The following is a 20,517-nucleotide window of genomic DNA, read 5'->3' as shown; positions in this document are numbered from 1 at the left end:
GCCAACTGCGTATTATGTATATTATGTTAAATTGTGCACGTCTGAGCGAGATATAACTCCTTATATCCACACCCCACCTTCGCTTTGCTACAGGTAAACCAGTTCAATTTAACCGAAAATCTATTTACCATAAAATACCTAATAATCATATTCATAATCTTCGATTCAGAATACGTTTATTAGGACTCTACTAATAAACGATCGATCGCTTCTGTGATCTCTTTGGTTCTTACCGGTTTGGTCACGAAATCATTCATACCCACATCCAAGCATGAGACTTTATCCTCGTTAGATGTATGAGCTGTCAGCGCGACGATTGGTATGTCTATGTTGTTTTGTCTCATCAGTTTGGTGGTTGTTAAACCGTCCATTACCGGCATTGAAACGTCCATAAGAATAATGTCTATTGGTGCTTCTTCAGATTGGATAAAGTCTATTGCTTCTTGTCCGTTGCTTGTGATGAAAACTTTATGCCCTTGTCGTGACAAAATCAGCTGGATTACCATTTGATTCGTTGGATTGTCTTCAACGATTAACACTGAGTATTGAGCCCTGAAACATGTGTCTGTTGGGCAGCATATTTCTTCTTTCTCAGCGTTCTGATGTAATCGACTTAACACTGGTAATTGAACTTTGAAGTATGATCCCTTGTTGAGTTCACTCGCGACTTCAATCCTACCGTCCATTAACTCAACTAGGCGTTTGGTAATCGCTAAACCTAAACCTGTCCCACCAAATCTACGTGTAATGGTACTGTCTGCTTGAACAAATGGACTGAATAGCGAAGCTAACTGTTGCGGCTTCATTCCAATCCCTGTGTCTTCAACCGATATGTGGAATGCGCTTTGTTGGTAATGAATACCGATGTTGACTTCACCTTGCTCTGTGAACTTAATGGCGTTACCCACCAAGTTAAACAGAATCTGCGCAAGTCTAGTTTGGTCTATGTAATGTAGTTCGTTTTCAGGCATCTCACAGGACAGATTTAACGTCAGTCCTTTAGCGTCTGCTATCTTCTTTTGTTCTGATAATACAAAAGTTACAGTGTCTCTTACGTTGTTCCATTGAGGAGCCAGTGAAAAGCAACCGGATTCAATTTTGGAGAAGTCCAGTACGTCGCTAATTATAGCCAATAATAGTTCAGAAGATGTTCCCATGCTCTGAATGATCGAGCGTTGTTCGCAAGTAAGTTCTGAGCACTTTAGTGTTTCTATCAGTCCGATAATGGCATTCAGTGGTGTCCGGAGTTCGTGGCTCATCATTGCCAAGAATTCAGATTTGGCTTTGTTTGCTCGTTCTTCTTCTTTACGTGCAGAGATGAGCTCGGCAGTACGTTCTCTAACAGTCGCTTCTAACTTCTCTTTATTTTCAATGTCGAACACGGCACGTTCAATTAGAGGTCTGAAACGATTCAATGTGGCTTTAGTTTCAACACTAAAGTGCTTTGTATTGGAGTGAATGAATACGATAACCGACTGGGTTAAACCTGTATCGATACCTGTCATCAATACAGAGTTGATCTGATCAAGCAATATAGAGTTGAGTGAACTAAACTCCGGAAGATTTCGAGGCTCAAATAATATCGTGCATTCGCCATTAATAACACGAGACAGCTTTCCTGAGTCGCGCCAGAGGATATTTTCGTAAACACGATTGTTAGTTAGAAGCGTTTTAAAACTATCTCTATTATTGACACGCGAAATTACTATGAAGTCATCGAACTTTATATACTTCTTAAGCACTAGTTCTAGGCTGGAGAATATATCCGAGATTGAGTTAGCTTTACTAATTTCAGATATTGTCGACAAGATCACCCTATTCTCTTCAGCTAAACTGCGCTCTCGTGACTTAGCTCTCTCTAATTGAACAAGTGCTTCTTGCAACGCTTCTTGGTTGTCCGTACCCATTACTTTTTTAACCTATAAAATGTGGCAGATGACACCATCAAGTTACCATGTGCGTTCTCGCCACCACACAGACGTCCTTGTTCGCCAAAAGTGAATGGACATATATACGGAAGTCCATTAAGTGCTTGATTTATTTGGGTGCAGACTTCGCTCATATCTTGTTTAAGACTTAGCATCGGACCTGCGCAGAAGATGTTGATCGCGCCCAGTTTCTCTTCATGATCCATGTCGTTAAAGTAGGATGAATGTATGATATTGGCAGCTCTACTAATGATCTGCTTTCTAGATCCTTGCATGAGATGAATGACATCACCCTCATTAATATCGGTAAATAATTCAATGCCTTTACACTCAGTTTGCCTAATTGAATGAGATAACTTGAAATAAGGTGTTTTATACGAAGAACCCACCTTTCGTCCAAGCGGATAGACAGATGACTGTTCGAAAATAAAGCCATCATCTGAGCTTCCCAAGTGATAATTGGTCCATTCATTGTAGACATCAACAGCCGGCTTATTATCAATCTCTTGGAGTATACGATCTCGCGCTTTTGTTACTGTGCCAGAAAATTCAGTTTGCGTGTGTCCAGCATTGAGTGAGCTATATACAGATTGCGATGAGAAAAATACAGTAAGCGAAACACCATTAATAGAAACGAGATCTTCTGTAAATATACTCCAGTTTCCCGAAACCTTATTATCAGCTGCACTGCCACCAATTATCGGTACTTCGGTTCCGAATTTCGAATCAATCGCATCCATGACCGTTTCTTCATTGCCCGGCGTTGAATGAAGAAGAATAAGGTCGGGTACTTCCCCTGCTCGGTCTGCCTTTTTCAATGCTATATCAATAGCATCATAGGTGCTTGAGGTAACATCGCCATTGAAGCTCTTTATCCCCGTGCCATATGCATTGATTCCTGAATCATAAATGGCTAATACACCGATAACTGGACCTGAATGAAACCCAGTCTCTGTCATTATCCCATGACAGGTCGTACAACCTTGAATTGGTATATTTGGGAGGTGTTGTTTTAGCAACTCCTGAATCGCGAACGTGGAATACTCTTCGGTGCAGTAGCAGATAAGACAAGCGATCTCATGAGTTCGCTCTAAACCCGCGAGGAGCTCTTGAACAGCGATAACGTTGTCATGTGAGTAGGAAACTTTTGAGAGAAACTTCATAAACGCTTGATTAATTTATTAATCGCTCAGTTATAACATTTTGAGGCGTGAGTTTTTACTGATTTAGTACAAGTTTATCGCCACCTCCGACCTCATATTGACTATTTTGAGAGGGTGACCGAAACACTATGATCTTGTTGCGTGGTTGTGACTGTTATTTGTGATGTCGGTTCATCGGTTGTAAGCAACCAAGAAGATGGACTTTTCGTGACTAAAGACCCGCCTCCCTCATAGCTAATATCAATTTTGTTACTTTCAGATGTTTCGATTAAATAGTTGTGATTATCACTTGAAACTCTAACATTATATTTATCAATAGTAATTTCACACGGCGTAGAAAGAATACAGTCAACCGTTTCGTTATTTTCGTATGTCACTGTTCTCCAAGTAAATGCAGCTAATAAAATAGACAACATGACGATAATTTGTACAAGTCTGCCTTTTGTGAGCTTTTGTGCTGCCATTTTATCCTTTACTCCTTGTTACAAAGTTCAAAGTTTTTAAATAAAAATACATTTCCTGACCAACCGTAAGGTTACTACTCTGTCATTGATTTGTTAATTCAAGTATAGTGTCGCGTTGAAAATGCCACTTTTTTTTAAAATCAGCAAGCGGAAATAAAGTTCTGAATAGTCTGAGTTTCTTTTTCTGATTTGGGTGGCATTACGACGTGAGTCGTGTTGGAAGTAAAGTGTAGTAAATAAGAAATTGGAAGCATGCAAATGAGCCAAGAAAAGCAGCTTGAACAAAACTACAACTATACGGTCGTCCGTCAGTTCACCTTAGTAACTATTCTTTGGGGTATTGTCGGTATGGGCGTTGGTGTTTTGATTGCCGCTCAATTAGTTTGGCCACAGCTAAACTTTGATACGCCGTGGCTGACGTACAGTCGTTTACGTCCCCTGCATACTAATGCGGTTATTTTTGCGTTCGGTACAAGTGCCCTGTTTGCAACATCATATTATGTTGTACAACGCACCTGTCAGACGCGTCTCTTTGGTGGCCCTCTCGTAGCCTTCACCTTCTGGGGTTGGCAAGCGATTATTCTGTCCGCTGCAATTACTTTACCGTTAGGTTTAACCTCTGGTAAAGAATACGCAGAACTAGAATGGCCAATCGATATCGCTATCACGCTTGTGTGGGTAGCTTATGCAGTCGTGTTCTTCGGAACCATGATTAAGCGTAAGACATCACACATCTACGTAGCAAACTGGTTCTTCGGAGCCTTCATTATCACGGTTGCCGTGTTGCACATCGTTAACAGCCTAGCTGTTCCTGTATCTGCGTTTAAATCGTACTCGATTTACTCAGGTGCTATCGATGCAATGGTACAATGGTGGTACGGTCACAACGCGGTAGGCTTCCTGTTAACAGCTGGTTTCCTAGGTATGATGTACTACTTCGTACCTAAGCAAGCTGAACGCCCTGTTTATTCTTACCGTCTATCGATTGTTCACTTCTGGGCTCTAGTGTCTCTGTATATCTGGGCTGGTCCTCACCACCTACACTACACAGCACTACCTGACTGGACTCAATCTCTAGGTATGGTTATGTCTCTTGTTCTATTCGCTCCTTCTTGGGGTGGTATGATCAACGGTATCATGACTCTATCTGGTGCGTGGCATAAGCTACGTTACGACCCTATCCTACGTTTCCTAATCGTTTCTCTATCTTTCTACGGCATGTCGACTTTCGAAGGCCCGATGATGGCTATTAAGACGGTTAACGCACTATCTCACTACACTGACTGGACTATCGGTCACGTACACTCCGGTGCATTAGGTTGGGTTGCAATGGTTTCTATCGGTTCTGTTTACCACTTAGTTCCTAAGCTATTTGGTCAAGAACGTATGTACTCTGTATCTCTAATCAATGTTCACTTCTGGTTGGCAACAATCGGTACTGTTTTCTACATCGTAGCAATGTGGATCTCAGGTGTGATGCAAGGTCTAATGTGGCGTGCAGTTAACTCTGACGGTACGTTGACTTACAGCTTCGTTGAATCTGTAGAAGCATCTTACCCATTCTACTTTGTACGTTTCCTAGGTGGTTTCATCTTCCTAAGCGGTATGTTCTTAATGGCATACAACACGTACAAAACTGTTACAGCACCAAAAGCTAGCTTAAAAGCTATCGCGCAACCGGCTTAAGGAGATTTAAGAATGAGCTCAAATTCAAATAATCGCCATGAGTTGGTAGAAAAAAACGTTGGCTTGCTAGCAATCCTGATCGTTATCGCAATCAGCTTCGGTGCTCTTGTAGAGATCACTCCTCTTATCTTCCAAAAGCAGACAACTGAACCTGTAGATAACCTACGTGTTTACTCTGCTCTTGAGATGGAAGGTCGTGACATCTACATTCGTGAAGGTTGTAACGTATGTCACAGCCAAATGATTCGTCCATTCCGTTCTGAGACTGAGCGTTACGGCCACTACTCTGTAGCTGGTGAAAGCGTTTGGGAACACCCATTCCTATGGGGCTCTAAGCGTACTGGTCCGGATCTAGCGCGTGTTGGTGATCGTTACTCTGACGAGTGGCACCGTGTTCACCTAATTGACCCTCGTGAACTTGTTCCAGAGTCAAACATGCCTGGTTTCCCATGGCTTGAAGACAATGTACTTGATGGCAAATTGACTCAGCAGAAGCTTGAACTCTTCCGCAACCAATTTGGCGTTCCTTACACAGACGAACAGATTGCTAACGCGAAGCAAGATGTTGAAGGCAAAACAGAGATGGATGCAATCATTGCTTACCTTCAATCTCTTGGCCACGCAATGAAATAAGGAATGACTATGGACATTATTACATTTCAAAGCGTTTGGACTGTGACCGTTTTTGCTTGTTTTATCGGCATCGTTTGGTGGGCATTTGGCAAGAATCGTAAATCTCGTTTCGAAGACGATGCAAACCTAGTTTTTGCGGATGAAGCTGAAACGAGTTCAAAAGAACAAGGAGTGACTAAGTAATGAGTACATTCTGGAGTATCTGGGTTTCCGTAATTACTATCGGTACACTCATTGGTTGTGCGGTTTTACTTCGCTCATGCTTCTCGAACAAAACGGGTATTGAAGAAGGTGATGACATGGGTCATGAATACGATGGTATTCGTGAGCTAAACAACCCTCTTCCGAAGTGGTGGACTTACCTATTTATCGGCACGCTTGTGTTCGCGGTAATCTACTTCATCCTTTATCCAGGTCTAGGTAACTTTAAAGGCGTTCTAGGTTGGACGAGTTCTGACCAGACTGTTACTTCGGTAGCACAATCTCGTGCTTCTGTAGTTGACGCTCAACAGAACAAGCGACTAGACCAATATGCGAAAGAGCTAGACGACGCTAATAACTACTTTGGCGAAGCGTTTAACCAACTTGCATACGATGATAACGGTCTTCGTTCTATCCCTGATATCGCATCAGACTCTGAAGCAATTAAAGTAGGTCAACGTTTGTTCCTACAAAACTGTTCTCAGTGTCACGGTTCAGATGCACGTGGTCAGAAAGGTTTCCCTAACCTAACTGACGATGCTTGGCTATACGGCGGTGAGCCGGAAGCGATCCTAACGACAGTACTACACGGTCGTGTTGGTCAAATGCCAGGCTGGAAAGACGCTCTTGGCGAAGAAGGCGTAAAAGAAGTAGTTAGCTACACTCTTAGCCTTTCTGGTCGTAGCGTTAACGCTCGTGAAGCTGAAGCCGGTAAAGCTCGTTTCGTCGTGTGTGCAGCGTGTCACGGTACAGATGGTAAAGGTAACCCTGCTGTAGGCGCACCTGACCTGACTGACCGCGATTGGTTGTTCGGCGATTCTCGCGCAGATGTAACAGAAACTGTAATGTACGGCCGTTCTGGTGTAATGCCAGCATGGAAGGACATTCTAGGTGAAGAAAAAGTTCAACTAGTTTCTGCATATGTGTGGAGCTTAAGCAACTCAGATAATAAGTAACATTTCAATAACAGCCCCTTTCTTAGGGGCTGTCTTTCCTTTATTTTATAAGCACTTCTTTTTATTCTTTTTCGAGATCTTTTTTATGGTAAAGCCTTGGTATAAACAGTTTTGGCCGTGGTTCTTAATCGCGTTGCCTGCGACAGTTGTGGTCTGGACGATCTTAACGGTTATTGTATTTACACAAAACTCTGTCGACTTAGTGACTGAGGATTACTATAAAAAAGGGAAAGGCATTAATGTCGATATCTCTAAAGTTAACGTAGCAAAAGAGCTAGGCCTGTCAGCAGATATTTCTGAGCGTGGCGAGTCAATCATCATCTCACTAGATAAAGGCAAACTAGAGCACTTCCCTGCGATCAGTGCCATGTTTGTTCACCGTACTCTTCCTGACCGTGATTTCACGCAGTTGCTTACAGCAAACGCTCAAGGCGATTATGTGCTCAACACGCAGCATGAAATTGAAGGTCCTTGGTTCATTGAATTGACGCCACATAACGAAGAATGGTTGGTGCAAGGCCGTATTACCTTCCCTCTAGAAAACAAAATCAAGCTAGAGAACTAAAGTATGAGTGAATCCTGTTATCACTGCGGTGAAGATGTACCAGCGGAAACGGATTTTAAAGTAGAAATATTAGGCTCTATACGTCCAATGTGTTGCCCGGGCTGCGAAACCGTAGCCCAAACCATCGTTGATAGTGGCTTAGTCTCCTACTACCAGTATCGTACCGCTCCGGCTGAAAAAGCTGATCTTGTCCCAGAACAACTGCTTGCACTGAGTCATTACGACAATGAAGATGTGCAACTTGAGTTTGTTCGTAACTCAGAAAATACCTCTGAAGTGACATTGTCACTAGAAGGGGTCTCTTGTGCAGCTTGTGCGTGGTTGATTGAGAAGCAAGTCTCCTCTCAAGATGGTGTTTATGGTATCCGTGTCAACACGACAACCAACCGTGCCCTACTTAGCTGGGACAATACCAAGACGAAACTAAGTGAACTTCTGTCAGCCATTCATACCCTTGGCTACAAAGCGGCGCCTTTTGAGGCCGACCAACAAGAAGCAGCCTACCATCGCTCGATGAAGAACTACTTGTACCGCTTAGGCGTTGCAGGTTTGGCGACGATGCAAGTGATGATGCTCGCGGTCGCACTCTACCTTGAAGTATTCGGCAACCTTGAGCCTGAATTTAAACACTACTTCCGTTGGGTTAGCTTGATCTTCGCTACACCGGTTCTTCTCTATTCTGCTCTACCTTTCTACATTAATGCTTGGCGCAGTATTAAAGGTCGAACTCTCGGCATGGACGTACCCGTGTCGATCGCCCTATTGTTCGCTTATGTTGCGAGCTTGGTGGCTACAGTCACAGAGCAAGGTGAAGTCTTCTTCGAATCTATCTCTATGTTTACGTTCTTCCTGCTGTTAGGACGATTCCTAGAGATGCGGGCACGTCGCAAAGCCGCTGCGGCGAGTGGTAACCTGCTTAAACTCGTACCAGCGATGGCGACGACATTAGATGGCGAACAGATTCCTGTTAAGACGCTAAAAGTCGGCGACAAAATTCGCGTATTACCAGGCGAACATATTCCTGCAGACGGTATCGTACTTTCTGGCCGCGTTCACATTGATGAGTCAATGTTGACGGGTGAATCAATCCATGTGGTTAAAAACCAAGATGATTCTGTTTTCGCAGGTACCTTGAATGGTGATGAGTCTTTTGAGTTAGAAGTTAAAAGCTCTAAGGCCGACTCTGTTATCTCTAATATTGTACGTTTGCAAGATGAAGCGCAGCTCTCTAAGCCGCGTATTGCAGAAATTGCTGATATTGTTGCGCGTTACTTCGTTGCCGTGATTCTGATTATCTCGTTTGGCACCTGGTTGTACTGGCATCAAACTAAACCAGAAGATGCGTTCTGGATCATGCTCTCAGTACTGGTAGCGACCTGTCCTTGTGCATTGTCTCTTGCTACGCCAACGGCAATCACTTGTTCTACTTCGCGTATGGGTAACTTTGGCATCCTACTGCGTAAAGGGCATGTTTTTGAGACGTTGTGTAAAGTGAACCATCTGATTATAGATAAAACGGGCACACTGACCGAAGGCGATATCCGTATTAGCCAAACTGAAACGCATGCAGAGTTAGACAAGGATACTTGTCTACAGATAGCTGCAAGCCTTGAACAACACGCCAATCACCCAATCGCTAAGGCGTTTAAAGCCTACGAATCTGAGGACATAAAAGTAGAATCAGTGAACAACGTGATTGGCTCTGGTATTACTGGAGAATGGGACGGTCACAAAGTGGCTATCGGTAGTAGCGAGTTTATTCTTGGTCAGGCGCAGAATGATCAGAGCAACGGTATCTATCTTTCTCTGGATGACAAACATATCGCCACCTTTGTGTATGAAGACCCAATTCGTAAAGAGAGTATTGAGTTCATTCAGAAGTTTAAAGAAGCGGGTATTAAGACCACTCTTTTAACAGGTGATTCTCTGGTGAACGCCAAACCTGTTGCAGAAGAGATCGGTATCACTGATATCGTGGCGAACGCGAAACCAGAAGATAAGCTTGCTTACCTTAACTCTCGTGACGACAAAGACATCACTATGATGGTGGGCGATGGTATCAACGACGCCCCTATTCTGGCTGGTGCTCATCTCTCTGTTGCTATGGGTGGTGGTACAGACGTAGCCAAAGCATCGGCTGATATGGTTTTATTGGGTGATAAGCTAGATAGACTACTTCAATCACGTAAGTTGGCATTGAAAACGCGTAAAATCATCCGTGAAAACTTAGCGTGGTCATTAGGGTATAATCTACTTATACTGCCGCTTGCGGTTGCTGGCCTCGTCGCACCGTATATCGCTGTAGTTGGCATGTCAGCGAGTTCTATTATTGTAGTGTCTAACTCATTAAGACTTCTAAAAGAGCAAGGTAAATAATGGAAAGCTTATACATACTCATTCCTATCGCTATCGTCTTAGTGTGTATCGCAGTCGGCATCTTTTTGTGGGCTGTGAAAAGTGAACAATTTGAAGATCTAGAACGTCAAGGTCACAACATTTTGTTCGATGAAGACGCGAACGACCCTTCTTCAAAGAAACAACCAAGTAGCAAGAAATGACACCTGATTGGATTGGTGCCTTTGTTGTCGGCTTGATTGGTGCTGGCCACTGCATGGGAATGTGTGGTGGCATTGCGTCAATACTCTCTATCGGTGCTAAAAAGCCTTCCCCTATTACGCCTGTTCTATATAACTTCGGACGTTTATTAAGTTATATGGTGATCGGTGGTTTGATTGGCGGCGCAGTTTCGTCATTAGGACAACTAAGCGATTTCAACGCGGCATTAGCTTGGTTAAGACTTGTCGCTGCGGTGTTTATGATCGTTCTGGCGTTGTACATCGGTAAATGGTGGTTCGGGCTTTTAGCGTTTGAAAAAGTCGGGAAGCGTTTATGGCGCTACGTCTCTCCTATTGGACAATCTCTACTTCCTCTTAAACACCCAAGCCATGCTCTGCCATTTGGCTTTGTATGGGGGTGGCTTCCTTGCGGTTTGGTTTACTCTATGTTGACTTGGGCAGCTGTATCTGGAAGCTGGGTCAATGGAGCCGGAATCATGCTTGCGTTTGGCCTAGGGACATTGCCAGCAATGCTTACCGTTGGCTTTGGCGCAGGCTTTCTCAAGAAGCTGCAACAAGCTGACTTATTCAGGCAGTGTGGTGCAATTTTGATCCTTTTGTACGGTCTGTTTACTGCTTACCAAGCCATTCAGCTCATTATTTATACCGTATAGCAATGCTTTAAATGCGGTTTTTTTGCTATCCTTTAGTCTTAAGGGATGCTAAAATATTGACGTATATCAAATAGTGAAAGATTGTTATGATTTCTGAAAAGCCTGTGACGAAACGTGTTCAGTCTGGTGGCTGTGCAATCCACTGCCAGGATTGTAGTATTAGCCAGCTGTGTATCCCATTTACTTTGAGTGAATCTGAACTGGATCAACTAGATCAGATCATCGAACGAAAAAAGCCTATTCAAAAAGGCCAAGAGCTATTTAAAGCGGGTGACGAGCTTAAGTCTCTTTACGCGATACGCTCTGGTACCATCAAAAGCTACACGATTACTGAGCAAGGTGACGAGCAAATCACTGCATTCCACCTCGCGGGTGATTTAGTAGGCTTTGATGCAATTACTGGCGATCTACACCCTAGCTTTGCACAAGCGCTAGAGACATCGATGGTATGTGAAATCCCATACGAAATCCTAGACGACTTATCAGGTAAGATGCCAAAGCTTCGCCAACAGATCATGCGTTTAATGAGTAACGAGATCAAAGGTGACCAAGAAATGATCCTGCTTCTTTCTAAGAAGAACGCAGAAGAGCGTCTTGCAGCATTCCTTTACAACTTGTCTACTCGTTTCTCTCAACGCGGCTTCAGCCCTCGTGAGTTCCGTTTAACAATGACTCGTGGTGATATCGGTAACTACCTAGGTCTTACGGTCGAAACCATCAGCCGCCTATTAGGTCGCTTCCAAAAAGCGGATATCCTAAGCGTTAAAGGTAAGTACATCACCATCGAAGATCACGATGCACTGATGGAACTGGCTGGCGTTTCTAAAGAATAGTTCTAAATATCAATGATGTAGTTCAATAATGAGCTACATCATGTTTCTCTCCAAAAACCTCCTATATTTCTCTTAATCTCTTTATAACTACGCTACATTGTTTATATGTCCAGTCTGAAAAGTAGGCTTAGTTATGAGTATCTATAACAAAATCTTAGTGGTCGCCGACATCAATCATGATGAGCAACCTGCCCTAGTTCGCGCTATTCAACTTGCTAAAAAAAGCACTTCAAAAAGCCACGTTACTTTCTTTCTTTCCATTTACGATTTCTCCTATGACATGACATCAATGCTCTCTGCTGACGAGCGTGACGCGATGCGTAAAGGTGTGATTCATCAACGTGAGATCTGGATGAATAAAGTGGCTGAGCCATATCTAGATGACACTATCGAATTCAACGTTAAAGTTGTGTGGCATAACCGCCCATATGAAGCGATTATCGCTGAGGTATTTAGTGGTAAGCACGACATCCTAATCAAAGGCACTCGCAAACACGATACACTTGAGTCGGTTATCTTTACTCCGACCGATTGGCACTTATTGCGTAAATGTCCAAGCCCAGTCTTGTTAGTTAAAAACGAATACTGGCCAGATGACGCGAAGATTTATGCGTCTGTTCACGTAGGTTCTGAAACCGAATCTCACCTTGAGCTCAACGATGCGATGGTTGATCGCCTATTAGAGATTACTGGTCGATTAGACGCTCAGCCTTACTTAGTTAACGCCTACCCTGTAACTCCAGCCAACATCACGATTGAACTGCCTGAGTTTGATCCGACGTCGTACACTGATGCCGTTCGCGGTCATCATTTAACAGCCATGAAAGCTCTGCGTCAGAAACACGGTATGTGTGAAGAGCAGACAATTGTAGAGCAAGGCTTACCTGAAGATATCATTCCTAAGGTGGCAGCAGAGAACAATGCAGCAATGGTGATTTTGGGCACGACAGGTCGTACGGGTCTTTCTGCTGTGTTTATTGGCAATACTGCTGAGCATGTGATCGATAAAATCAACTGCGACGTCTTGGCATTGAAACCTGCTGGATTCATTAGCCCACTCGATCCACATACCTCGAGCTAAACTTTATCAATCATTAAAAAAGCGCCTCTAGTCTAACTAGAGGCGCTTTTCTATCTGTGTCTGTTCTTTCTAACGTAAATACTAGATGTTAGTTACGTCGATGAACATTGACTCATCGATGTTAGAAGATGAGATTTCAGCTTCTTGGAATTCGTACTCTTCACGCTCGCCGCTACGGTCTAGTGGAAGGTTTACGAAGTCAAACAGTTCGCGGTCAGCCAGTTGGCTTGGACTCACGTTTTGGATTGATTTGAAGATCTTCTCAACACGGCCAGGAGTTTTCTTATCCCAGTCAATCAGCATCGCTTTAATAGATTGACGTTGTAGGTTCTCTTGCGAGCCACACAGGTTACAAGGAATGATTGGGAACTCTTTGTGTTCAGCGTATTTGATTAGGTCCGTTTCACGACAGTAAGTCAGTGGACGAATAACAACGTTACGGCCATCATCAGAACGTAGTTTAGGTGGCATAGCCTTTAGACGAGCGCCGTGGAACATGTTAAGGAACATAGTTTCAACGATGTCATCCATGTGGTGACCAAGGGCGATCTTAGTTGCACCAATTTTCTCTGCGAATGAGTATAAAGTACCACGACGCAGACGAGAACATAGGCCACACGTTGTCTTACCTTCTGGGATCTTCTCTTTAACCACTGAGTACGTGTCTTTATCTACGATGTAATAAGGAATATTCAGCGTTTCAAAGTACTCAGGAAGAATATGCTCAGGGAAGCCAGGTTGTTTTTGGTCTAGGTTTACAGCAACAACATCAAATTTGATTGGTGCTGCTTCACGTAAACGTAGCAGGATGTCTAGCATAGCGAATGAGTCTTTACCGCCACTAATACAGGCCATTACTACGTCATTTTCTTCGATCATGTTGTAGTCGATGATGGCATTTCCAACATTTCTTCTTAGGCGCTTTTGAAGCTTGTTGAATTCGTGGATTTCTTTTCTGTTATCGTTTTGGTTCATTGCTATTCTCATACTGCCGGGAACACCGACTGTCGATTGCTAGGTGGTATGTTTTAGGGCGTGGATTATACGGATTTTTATTTAAGGTTGAAATAGTCAACGCGAGATTACCTCACCTCTTATTGACAATACTGTTCTATATCAATCAGATTCAAACAAAAACAGCAAGCGATGTGCTTGCTGTTTTGCCTAAACGTTAGAGCCCGATTTACTTATCAGCTGGAATATATGGCAACACTCGTAACGTTGGTTCTGGCAGTGTAAAGCTGCTCGCGCCGTCGAGTTCTGCAATGGTAAAGCGAGCACGACCTTGCTCAATTGCTATTGTTTTGCCATTTGAAAGGCTGATTTCACTATCGAGTTGATTTGGGAATTCCAGTGTTACACCTTCAATATCAGGTGTGAACCAACTAGAAAACATACCGCTGAGGTCTTCTAACATGGTCTGCATTTGCGGTAGAAGTGTTTCTATATCGCTAACCTGTACTTCGCCTTGTAGTGGCTTTTTGGTCATGACTACGAGTGAGTATGCGCACTCTTCTTCTGTTGTATGAACGAAGATTAAAGGGTTAGCTGAACGCAAGTTTTTGTCGATAGGAATCAGAAGCTCATTACCTGAAGAAACCTCTAGATCTTCGTAGTGCTCTTCTTTTTCCATCCAAGACTTACGAATGTGACAAGTCGTATTGTTGGCTTGGTCTACAAAAAATACAGCAACTTTTACGTCTTCGTGACCTTCTTTAAGATTGTTCTTTAGTTGCGTGTATAGTTTTGAATAGGTGAACATGTACTCTTGGGCAGCAGCGGGCAGAGACAGCCCAAGACTCAATGAGGCTAGAATAGCAAGCGTCGTCTTTTTCATGGTACTTCTTATAATTGTTGAGCTAGGAAACAAAAAAGAGCAGCGTTAACCAGCTGCTCTTTGTTCATTCAATCGGTTATTTGACCCAGTATACCTTGTTGTGGCGTATCATGGCTTGTAAATCAGTCACATAGTCGGCACCACGTTCAGAATATTTCAATAAACCTTCGGTTAGCTTAGTCGCAGCATCGAAAGTTAATAGGTCTTCGCCTTTGTTGGCCAACTCCGCTCTGATACCGCGTAGGTCTTGATAAGCCTTATTTCTATTTAAGTTCATGAAGTAGCGATGAACGGACTCTTGGCTAGAAGAAAATTTCGCCACTTCATGGGTGCTCCCTTCGTTACGCTGTAATGGTACTAACCCACACCCTTTGCTGTAACACCAATGCCCAAAGTAGTTGTTTGCTTCGGTCGCGAATCGAGATGTACCCCAAGCAGACTCATTGGCTGCTTGCGTCAGAACAAGTGCTTCTGGAAGCACGTTTACTCGATTCAGCATCTCTTGCAACCACGCCTCATTAATACCTGCAGTAGGCAGCGGTAAGCTGTAGAGCTTGGCTAACCTTTTCGCGTACGCTTTGTCTTCCGAATCTGCATTAGAGATGCCCTTATCGGCAAGGCTTTCTAAAAATGAGCGCTCTTTAGCTATGCGGCGGTTTTCAAGATTGATACTTGGACGTAAATAGTCGAAGAAGGCTTTTTTCTTCGCGTTGGTATCTTCAATTGCAGCGAAGTTAGGCTTCCCTGATGGCAGGTCCAATTCTGGGATGACATTTGTCGCCTTTGCTTCAGTTTTCTCGATAGATGCCTTTCTACGTTCCTCTTCCTCATTATAGAGGTAAGGACCAACTAAGGAGACCGAGCCTACCAATGCTAAAGCCGTAACCTTGAGTGCAAGAGAACGGCCTTTTTGTGTTGAATCTGAACTATGCATCGAAAACCTGTGAGTCGTTGTTATTATCGTCATCACCTTTTGGCTTATCTGAAGCGATAAGTTTCAGTTTGATGCCGAACATTTCACGATACAGAATGCCTTTCACATGGAAGAAGAAAGGTAAAACGAAAATCAAGCCAATACCGTATAACATTGCGGCCGCAATAAACATCAGCATCACCATCAGGTAAATCGCAGCAACCGTGAATATCTTTTTGTTCACTGCGCGTAGTGACAGCAGTAAAGATTGCATCGGCGGAACTTTCTTATCACAGATAAGCAGGATCGAATGAGTGAAGGCCAAAGAGAAGTAAATCGACAAGAACGGCAGAATCATACCTGCAATCCCCTGCAGCATTAAGCTAAATAGTGTTGCTAGGATCACTGGTACCGTAAATTGCAACCCTTTACCGATATGGCGCAGTTTGGTGTTTAAACCGGCAGCGTGGCTCATTGCCATTAGGCTGATGCCTGCGTATACCGGCGCGCTGATAACTTCGTAGCTAAAGTTAGCAATGAAAATCGACTCAACGATCTGTGGTGTAAATGCTTCAGGATCAATCACCGCATCAAGGATAATACCCGGGTCACCAAGCTGTAACTTCAGAGCGATATAAAAGATAGCAAGCTGGACAAACATTAAAGCAATAATGGCCGGCGAGAAGTTTAAGAAGTGACTAATCGTATGCTTCCAAGCTTCTTGGAAAACAGCTGTCGCTTTCAGTTCGTAGTCCCCAGAAAGTGCTCTGTCGATACTGCCGCCTAAATTAAAGTCTTTTTCGATGTCATTATTCATAGTGATACCTAGGTGCGCTAGCGAATTCGAAGCCACCTAACTTATTGATAAAAAATTGGCTTCATTATACTCATATGTCGAGTGCAAACTAAAACTTGATTCTGTAACAAGGCTTGCTTTTGTGCGTTAATGGTTAATAATTAAACACTTGTTCATGCAGAAATGCCTCAAATATCAGTATGGTAAAGGATGTTTACTTTTACCTGCGAAATTTTTTATCAACCAATGATAAAAAATGCTTTGAATTCACGATTTTGGTGATTATGATGCGCGCCTTAAAAGTGTGTAGCAACAGGTCTTGAAAAGGACCAAGGTGGAGAAAAACAGACGTTGAACGCTAAACAATCAGTAGGAAAGCCAGTAGTACAACTCACTGGTATTAGTAAAAGTTTCGATGGTAAGGAAGTCATCGGCAATCTTGATCTAAATGTCAATCACGGTGAGTTCCTCACCATCTTAGGCCCATCCGGTTGTGGTAAAACCACAGTACTAAGAATGATTGCGGGTTTTGAAACGGCAGATAGTGGTCAAATCCTATTAGCTGACCAAAATGTTACCCAAGTTCCTGCTGAACAAAGGCATGTAAACACTGTTTTCCAGAGCTACGCCCTATTCCCACATATGACTGTCTTCGACAATGTGGCATTTGGTCTACGTATGCAGAAAGTTCCGAGCGCCGAGATTGAACCTCGTGTAATGGAAGCTCTGAAAATGGTACGCCTAGAACAGATGGCGCAGCGAAAACCACACCAACTCTCTGGTGGTCAGCAGCAACGTATCGCCATTGCGCGTGCGGTTGTTAATAAGCCTAAAGTTCTACTGCTGGATGAATCTCTATCGGCGCTGGATTACAAACTTCGTAAACAGATGCAGATTGAGCTTAAGCAGCTTCAGCGCCAACTTGGTATTACGTTCATCTTTGTAACGCATGACCAAGAAGAAGCGCTATCGATGTCAGACCGTATTATCGTTATGCGAGACGGTGTTATCGAGCAAGATGGTACGCCACGTGAAATCTACGAAGAGCCTAAAAACCTATTCGTTGCGCGTTTCATTGGTGAGATCAACGTGTTCGAAGCAACCGCAATTTCTCGTCAAGACGAAAAGCGCATCGTGGCAAAGATTGAAGGTGAAGACTCTATTATCTATCACGATAAAGAGATCACTGAAGGACAAAAGCTGCAAGTTCTATTAAGACCTGAAGACCTTCGAATCGAAGAGATCAAAGAGTCTGAGCAGCGTGGCATTGTTGGCCATATTATCGAGCGTACCTATAAAGGCATGACGCTGGATTCAGTTGTTGAACTGGAATCTGGTATGCGCGTAATGGTAAGCGAATTCTTCAACGAAGATGACCCAGATGTTGATCACTCATTGGGCCAAAAAGTTGCTGTAACTTGGGTTGAGAGCTGGGAAGTGGTGCTAGAAGATGAGCAAGAAGTTTAATTTACAAAACGCCATTATTGCTTTAATCACTGGTTGGCTTGTTATTTTCGTGATGATTCCAAACATCATGATCATTGGTACAAGCTTTCTAACTAGAGATGAAGCGAACCTTATCGAGATGACATTCACGCTCGATAACTATGTTCGTTTAGCTGACCCACTGTACTTTAAAGTCTTAGCGCATTCGTTCTACATGGCGATTGTGGCAACCCTACTTTGTTTAGTGATTGGTTACCCATTCGCTTACATCGTAGCGAAAATGCCGGCTAAGTGGCGCCCTTTCATGCTGTTCTTGGTGATTGTTCCTTTTTGGACAAACTCACTGATTCGTACTTACGGCTTGAAGATTGTGTTGGGTACTCAAGGCGTGTTGAATAAAAGCTTAATGGCGTTAGAAATCATCGATAAGCCGATGCGTATTATGTATACCGAAACCGCAGTAATGATCGGCTTGGTATACATCCTATTACCATTCATGATTCTGCCACTCTACTCTGCGATTGAGAAGTTGGACGATACCTACATTGAAGCGGCAAAAGATTTGGGTGCGAATAAGTTACAGACGCTACTTAAAGTCATTTTGCCACTAACAATGCCAGGCATTATTGGCGGCTGTTTGCTTGTTCTTTTACCAGCGTTGGGCATGTTCTACATTTCTGACCTACTAGGCGGTGCGAAGAACCTACTGATTGGTAACGTGATTAAGAGCCAGGTACTGAATGCCCGAGATTGGCCGTTTGGTGCGGCAACCAGTATCGCGCTAACGGCAGCAATGGCTGTGATGCTTTATGCCTACTATCGTGCAGGCAAGCTATTGAATAAGAAGGTGGAGCTAGACTAATGGGTCGCACAGTTAAGTTCAGCTTTATGACATTGGTATATGGTTTTCTATATCTACCAATCATCGTATTAATCGCAAACTCGTTTAATGCGAACAAATTTGGCATGAAATGGGGCGGCTTCACCACCAAGTGGTATGATGCACTCATAAATAATGACAGCCTTATGCAGGCAGCATGGCACTCTCTCAATGTGGCTGTGTTCTCTGCAACAGCGGCGACAATCGTGGGCAGCTTAACGGCTGTGGCACTATTCCGATACCAGTTCAAAGGTAAAGGTGTCGTAAACACAATGCTATTTGTGGTGATGATGTCGCCAGATATTGTTATGGCAATCTCATTACTGGCTCTGTTTTTGGTAATGGGCGTACAGCTTGGGTTCTTTACCCTACTCGCGGCTCATATTACCTTCTGTCTACCGTTTGTCGTGGTGACAGTGTACAGTCGCTTGAATGGCTTTGATGTCAAAATGCTGGAAGCAGCAAAAGACTTGGGCGCGAGTGAGTGGACAATCTTGAAACAGATCATTCTTCCGCTAGCGAAACCTGCTGTTGCTGCGGGTTGGTTACTGAGCTTCACGTTATCGCTTGATGACGTGATTATCAGCTCGTTTGTGACTGGTCCAACATATGAAATCTTACCATTGAAGATTTATTCAATGGTAAAAGTGGGAATTTCACCAGAGGTTAATGCCCTTGCAACGGTTATGCTTGTGGTCTCGTTGATACTAGTTGTTGCTTCTCAACTGCTAGCAAGAGAGAAGATCAAGTAAACCTCACGTGTAATTCATAAACAGAATGGTGAAATCGCCATTCTGTTTTTCTATCTACTGCCTTTTAGGCAACGTTTAGTTCGGAGCTAACGTCAATGAAAAAATGGGCTACTTTATTAGCTGGTAGTGCATGTGCGCTTTCTATGTTCTCTGCGTCTGTATCTGCAGAAGAGAACAAAGAATTAGTGTTTATGAACTGGGGTCCTTACATCAACAGTGAGATCTTAGAGAAGTTCACAAACGAAACAGGTATTAAGGTTATCTACTCTACCTATGAGTCGAACGAAACCTTATACGCAAAGCTAAAAACGCATAACAAAGGCTATGACCTTGTTGTGCCATCAACCTACTTCGTGTCTAAAATGCGCGATGAAGGTATGCTACAAAAAATTGATAAGTCTAAGTTGAGTAACTTCACTAACCTAGATACTAATTACCTAGACAAGCCGTACGATCCAAACAACGACTACTCTATTCCTCACGTTGTTGCGATCACGGGTCTTGCTGTTAATACAGATATGTATGACCCAGAAGAATTCCAAAGCTGGGCAGACTTGTGGAAGCCTGAGCTTGAAGGCCAATTGATGATGATGGATGATACGCGTGAAGTGTTCCACATTGCTCTTCGCAAGCTAGGTTACTCAGGCAACACAACGGACGAAAAGCAAATCGACGAAGCTTACGCTGAATTACAAAAGCTGATGCCGAACGTACTTGTGTTTAACTCTGATAACCCAGGTGCGCCATACATGTCTGGCGAAGTTGGTCTAGGTATGCTTTGGAACGGCTCTGCTGCTGCTGCTCAAAATGAAGGCCTGCCAATTAAACTGGTATTCCCGAAAGAAGGCGGTATCGGCTGGGTAGATAATTTTGCAATTAGCTCTGGTGCTGTGAACGTAGAAGCGGCGCATAAGATGATCGACTTCCTACTGCGCCCTGAGATTGCAGAGCAGATCTCTCGTGACACTGGCTACCTAACCGCAGTAAAAGCATCGAACGAGAAGTTCAAAGATAGCCCTGCGCTGTTCCCTTCTCAAGAAGATCTAGACCGCGTTGAATGGCAAGCGGCTGTTGGTGACAAAACCGTGAAATATGAAGAGTATTTCATGAAGTTGAAAGCCGGCCAGTAAGGTCTATAATAATTTCAATGCAAT

21 protein-coding genes are annotated in these 20,517 nt (G+C 43.4%); 14 read left to right on the top strand and 7 right to left on the bottom strand.

Going from position 1 to position 20,517, the window contains the following annotated elements:
* Nucleotides 1-179: 179 nt before the first annotated feature.
* The 3 genes from KI743_RS18555 to KI743_RS18545 all read right to left on the bottom strand — a co-directional run bounded on the left by KI743_RS18555 (nucleotide 180) and on the right by KI743_RS18545 (nucleotide 3,555).
* A complete protein-coding gene (locus KI743_RS18555; RefSeq protein ID WP_285467679.1) occupies nucleotides 180-1,907 on the bottom strand; it encodes a response regulator in 1,728 nt (575 codons plus the stop codon).
* A complete protein-coding gene (locus KI743_RS18550; RefSeq protein WP_285467678.1) occupies nucleotides 1,907-3,091 on the bottom strand; it encodes an FIST signal transduction protein in 1,185 nt (394 codons plus the stop codon). Before KI743_RS18550 ends, KI743_RS18555 begins: the two co-directional genes overlap by 1 nt.
* 101 nt (nucleotides 3,092-3,192) lie before the next feature.
* A complete protein-coding gene (locus tag KI743_RS18545) occupies nucleotides 3,193-3,555 on the bottom strand; it encodes a hypothetical protein (RefSeq protein ID WP_152468687.1) in 363 nt (120 codons plus the stop codon).
* 258 nt (nucleotides 3,556-3,813) lie between these two features.
* On the opposite strand from KI743_RS18545, the gene ccoN reads away from it, so the two are divergent.
* The 10 genes from ccoN (at nucleotide 3,814) to uspE (ending at nucleotide 12,739) form a co-directional block, all read left to right on the top strand.
* Nucleotides 3,814-5,241 carry a cytochrome-c oxidase, cbb3-type subunit I gene (gene ccoN, locus KI743_RS18540; RefSeq protein WP_172974229.1) on the top strand — a complete coding sequence of 476 codons (1,428 nt, stop codon included), beginning with the start codon at nucleotides 3,814-3,816 and terminating at the stop codon, nucleotides 5,239-5,241.
* A gap of 12 nt (nucleotides 5,242-5,253) precedes the next feature.
* Nucleotides 5,254-5,874 carry a cytochrome-c oxidase, cbb3-type subunit II gene (ccoO, locus tag KI743_RS18535; protein WP_032549072.1) on the top strand — a complete coding sequence of 207 codons (621 nt, stop codon included), beginning with the start codon at nucleotides 5,254-5,256 and terminating at the stop codon, nucleotides 5,872-5,874.
* A gap of 9 nt (nucleotides 5,875-5,883) precedes the next feature.
* The gene (locus KI743_RS18530) at nucleotides 5,884-6,057 is read left to right on the top strand and encodes a CcoQ/FixQ family Cbb3-type cytochrome c oxidase assembly chaperone (RefSeq protein ID WP_032549071.1); all 174 of its coding nucleotides are present in this window, start codon (nucleotides 5,884-5,886) and stop codon (nucleotides 6,055-6,057) included.
* Nucleotides 6,057-7,031, top strand: a complete 975-nt coding sequence (gene ccoP, locus KI743_RS18525; protein ID WP_032549070.1) for a cytochrome-c oxidase, cbb3-type subunit III — start codon at nucleotides 6,057-6,059, stop codon at nucleotides 7,029-7,031. The genes KI743_RS18530 and ccoP overlap by 1 nt, the downstream gene beginning before the upstream one ends.
* An 85-nt stretch (nucleotides 7,032-7,116) precedes the next feature.
* Nucleotides 7,117-7,596 carry a FixH family protein gene (locus tag KI743_RS18520; RefSeq protein ID WP_150872410.1) on the top strand — a complete coding sequence of 160 codons (480 nt, stop codon included), beginning with the start codon at nucleotides 7,117-7,119 and terminating at the stop codon, nucleotides 7,594-7,596.
* Nucleotides 7,597-7,599: 3 nt separating this feature from the next.
* Nucleotides 7,600-9,972 (top strand): heavy metal translocating P-type ATPase metal-binding domain-containing protein, encoded by a 2,373-nt coding sequence (locus KI743_RS18515; protein WP_285467677.1) that lies wholly within the window; start codon nucleotides 7,600-7,602, stop codon nucleotides 9,970-9,972.
* Nucleotides 9,972-10,154 carry a cbb3-type cytochrome oxidase assembly protein CcoS gene (gene ccoS / locus KI743_RS18510; protein ID WP_032549067.1) on the top strand — a complete coding sequence of 61 codons (183 nt, stop codon included), beginning with the start codon at nucleotides 9,972-9,974 and terminating at the stop codon, nucleotides 10,152-10,154. The genes KI743_RS18515 and ccoS overlap by 1 nt, the downstream gene beginning before the upstream one ends.
* Nucleotides 10,151-10,825 carry a sulfite exporter TauE/SafE family protein gene (locus KI743_RS18505; RefSeq protein ID WP_285467676.1) on the top strand — a complete coding sequence of 225 codons (675 nt, stop codon included), beginning with the start codon at nucleotides 10,151-10,153 and terminating at the stop codon, nucleotides 10,823-10,825. The genes ccoS and KI743_RS18505 overlap by 4 nt, the downstream gene beginning before the upstream one ends.
* 86 nt (nucleotides 10,826-10,911) lie before the next feature.
* Nucleotides 10,912-11,658, top strand: a complete 747-nt coding sequence (locus tag KI743_RS18500; RefSeq protein ID WP_032549065.1) for an FNR family transcription factor — start codon at nucleotides 10,912-10,914, stop codon at nucleotides 11,656-11,658.
* 133 nt (nucleotides 11,659-11,791) lie between these two features.
* Nucleotides 11,792-12,739 carry a universal stress protein UspE gene (gene uspE / locus KI743_RS18495; protein WP_285467675.1) on the top strand — a complete coding sequence of 316 codons (948 nt, stop codon included), beginning with the start codon at nucleotides 11,792-11,794 and terminating at the stop codon, nucleotides 12,737-12,739.
* A gap of 81 nt (nucleotides 12,740-12,820) precedes the next feature.
* On the opposite strand, the gene ttcA is transcribed toward uspE, so the two are convergent.
* From ttcA to KI743_RS18475, 4 genes are all read right to left on the bottom strand, one after another.
* A complete protein-coding gene (gene ttcA, locus KI743_RS18490) occupies nucleotides 12,821-13,714 on the bottom strand; it encodes a tRNA 2-thiocytidine(32) synthetase TtcA (RefSeq protein WP_150872417.1) in 894 nt (297 codons plus the stop codon).
* A 208-nt stretch (nucleotides 13,715-13,922) separates the two neighbouring features.
* Nucleotides 13,923-14,576 carry a DUF2987 domain-containing protein gene (locus KI743_RS18485; RefSeq protein ID WP_285467673.1) on the bottom strand — a complete coding sequence of 218 codons (654 nt, stop codon included), beginning with the start codon at nucleotides 14,574-14,576 and terminating at the stop codon, nucleotides 13,923-13,925.
* A gap of 76 nt (nucleotides 14,577-14,652) precedes the next feature.
* Nucleotides 14,653-15,510 carry a glucosaminidase domain-containing protein gene (locus KI743_RS18480; protein ID WP_285467671.1) on the bottom strand — a complete coding sequence of 286 codons (858 nt, stop codon included), beginning with the start codon at nucleotides 15,508-15,510 and terminating at the stop codon, nucleotides 14,653-14,655.
* Entirely contained in the window at nucleotides 15,503-16,306 is an 804-nt protein-coding gene (locus tag KI743_RS18475; protein ID WP_032549058.1) for a membrane protein, read from the bottom strand. Before KI743_RS18475 ends, KI743_RS18480 begins: the two co-directional genes overlap by 8 nt.
* A gap of 330 nt (nucleotides 16,307-16,636) precedes the next feature.
* On the opposite strand from KI743_RS18475, the gene potA reads away from it, so the two are divergent.
* The 4 genes from potA to KI743_RS18455 all read left to right on the top strand — a co-directional run bounded on the left by potA (nucleotide 16,637) and on the right by KI743_RS18455 (nucleotide 20,493).
* A complete protein-coding gene (gene potA / locus KI743_RS18470) occupies nucleotides 16,637-17,752 on the top strand; it encodes a spermidine/putrescine ABC transporter ATP-binding protein PotA (protein WP_032549057.1) in 1,116 nt (371 codons plus the stop codon).
* Nucleotides 17,736-18,593 (top strand): spermidine/putrescine ABC transporter permease PotB, encoded by an 858-nt coding sequence (gene potB, locus KI743_RS18465; protein ID WP_032549056.1) that lies wholly within the window; start codon nucleotides 17,736-17,738, stop codon nucleotides 18,591-18,593. Before potA ends, potB begins: the two co-directional genes overlap by 17 nt.
* Nucleotides 18,593-19,363 carry a spermidine/putrescine ABC transporter permease PotC gene (gene potC, locus KI743_RS18460; RefSeq protein ID WP_032549054.1) on the top strand — a complete coding sequence of 257 codons (771 nt, stop codon included), beginning with the start codon at nucleotides 18,593-18,595 and terminating at the stop codon, nucleotides 19,361-19,363. Before potB ends, potC begins: the two co-directional genes overlap by 1 nt.
* Before the next feature lie 95 nt (nucleotides 19,364-19,458).
* Nucleotides 19,459-20,493 carry an extracellular solute-binding protein gene (locus KI743_RS18455; RefSeq protein ID WP_032549053.1) on the top strand — a complete coding sequence of 345 codons (1,035 nt, stop codon included), beginning with the start codon at nucleotides 19,459-19,461 and terminating at the stop codon, nucleotides 20,491-20,493.
* Nucleotides 20,494-20,517 lie beyond the last annotated feature (24 nt).

It is taken from the genome of Vibrio sp. D420a (assembly GCF_030248625.1).
Taxonomy (GTDB): domain Bacteria; phylum Pseudomonadota; class Gammaproteobacteria; order Enterobacterales; family Vibrionaceae; genus Vibrio; species Vibrio fortis_A.
The sequence above is the reverse complement of the archived record's forward strand: the minus strand, read 5'-3'. Positions and strand labels throughout refer to the sequence as shown.

What these genes read in the sequence shown, in the direction of transcription:
- KI743_RS18555 (WP_285467679.1), bottom strand. Translation starts at nt 1,907, where the DNA reads ATGGGTACGGACAACCAAGAAGCGTTGCAAGAAGCACTTGTTCAATTA.
- KI743_RS18550 (WP_285467678.1), bottom strand. Translation starts at nt 3,091, where the DNA reads ATGAAGTTTCTCTCAAAAGTTTCCTACTCACATGACAACGTTATCGCT.
- KI743_RS18545 (WP_152468687.1), bottom strand. Translation starts at nt 3,555, where the DNA reads ATGGCAGCACAAAAGCTCACAAAAGGCAGACTTGTACAAATTATCGTC.
- ccoN (WP_172974229.1), top strand. Translation starts at nt 3,814, where the DNA reads ATGAGCCAAGAAAAGCAGCTTGAACAAAACTACAACTATACGGTCGTC.
- ccoO (WP_032549072.1), top strand. Translation starts at nt 5,254, where the DNA reads ATGAGCTCAAATTCAAATAATCGCCATGAGTTGGTAGAAAAAAACGTT.
- KI743_RS18530 (WP_032549071.1), top strand. Translation starts at nt 5,884, where the DNA reads ATGGACATTATTACATTTCAAAGCGTTTGGACTGTGACCGTTTTTGCT.
- ccoP (WP_032549070.1), top strand. Translation starts at nt 6,057, where the DNA reads ATGAGTACATTCTGGAGTATCTGGGTTTCCGTAATTACTATCGGTACA.
- KI743_RS18520 (WP_150872410.1), top strand. Translation starts at nt 7,117, where the DNA reads ATGGTAAAGCCTTGGTATAAACAGTTTTGGCCGTGGTTCTTAATCGCG.
- KI743_RS18515 (WP_285467677.1), top strand. Translation starts at nt 7,600, where the DNA reads ATGAGTGAATCCTGTTATCACTGCGGTGAAGATGTACCAGCGGAAACG.
- ccoS (WP_032549067.1), top strand. Translation starts at nt 9,972, where the DNA reads ATGGAAAGCTTATACATACTCATTCCTATCGCTATCGTCTTAGTGTGT.
- KI743_RS18505 (WP_285467676.1), top strand. Translation starts at nt 10,151, where the DNA reads ATGACACCTGATTGGATTGGTGCCTTTGTTGTCGGCTTGATTGGTGCT.
- KI743_RS18500 (WP_032549065.1), top strand. Translation starts at nt 10,912, where the DNA reads ATGATTTCTGAAAAGCCTGTGACGAAACGTGTTCAGTCTGGTGGCTGT.
- uspE (WP_285467675.1), top strand. Translation starts at nt 11,792, where the DNA reads ATGAGTATCTATAACAAAATCTTAGTGGTCGCCGACATCAATCATGAT.
- ttcA (WP_150872417.1), bottom strand. Translation starts at nt 13,714, where the DNA reads ATGAACCAAAACGATAACAGAAAAGAAATCCACGAATTCAACAAGCTT.
- KI743_RS18485 (WP_285467673.1), bottom strand. Translation starts at nt 14,576, where the DNA reads ATGAAAAAGACGACGCTTGCTATTCTAGCCTCATTGAGTCTTGGGCTG.
- KI743_RS18480 (WP_285467671.1), bottom strand. Translation starts at nt 15,510, where the DNA reads ATGCATAGTTCAGATTCAACACAAAAAGGCCGTTCTCTTGCACTCAAG.
- KI743_RS18475 (WP_032549058.1), bottom strand. Translation starts at nt 16,306, where the DNA reads ATGAATAATGACATCGAAAAAGACTTTAATTTAGGCGGCAGTATCGAC.
- potB (WP_032549056.1), top strand. Translation starts at nt 17,736, where the DNA reads ATGAGCAAGAAGTTTAATTTACAAAACGCCATTATTGCTTTAATCACT.
- potC (WP_032549054.1), top strand. Translation starts at nt 18,593, where the DNA reads ATGGGTCGCACAGTTAAGTTCAGCTTTATGACATTGGTATATGGTTTT.
- KI743_RS18455 (WP_032549053.1), top strand. Translation starts at nt 19,459, where the DNA reads ATGAAAAAATGGGCTACTTTATTAGCTGGTAGTGCATGTGCGCTTTCT.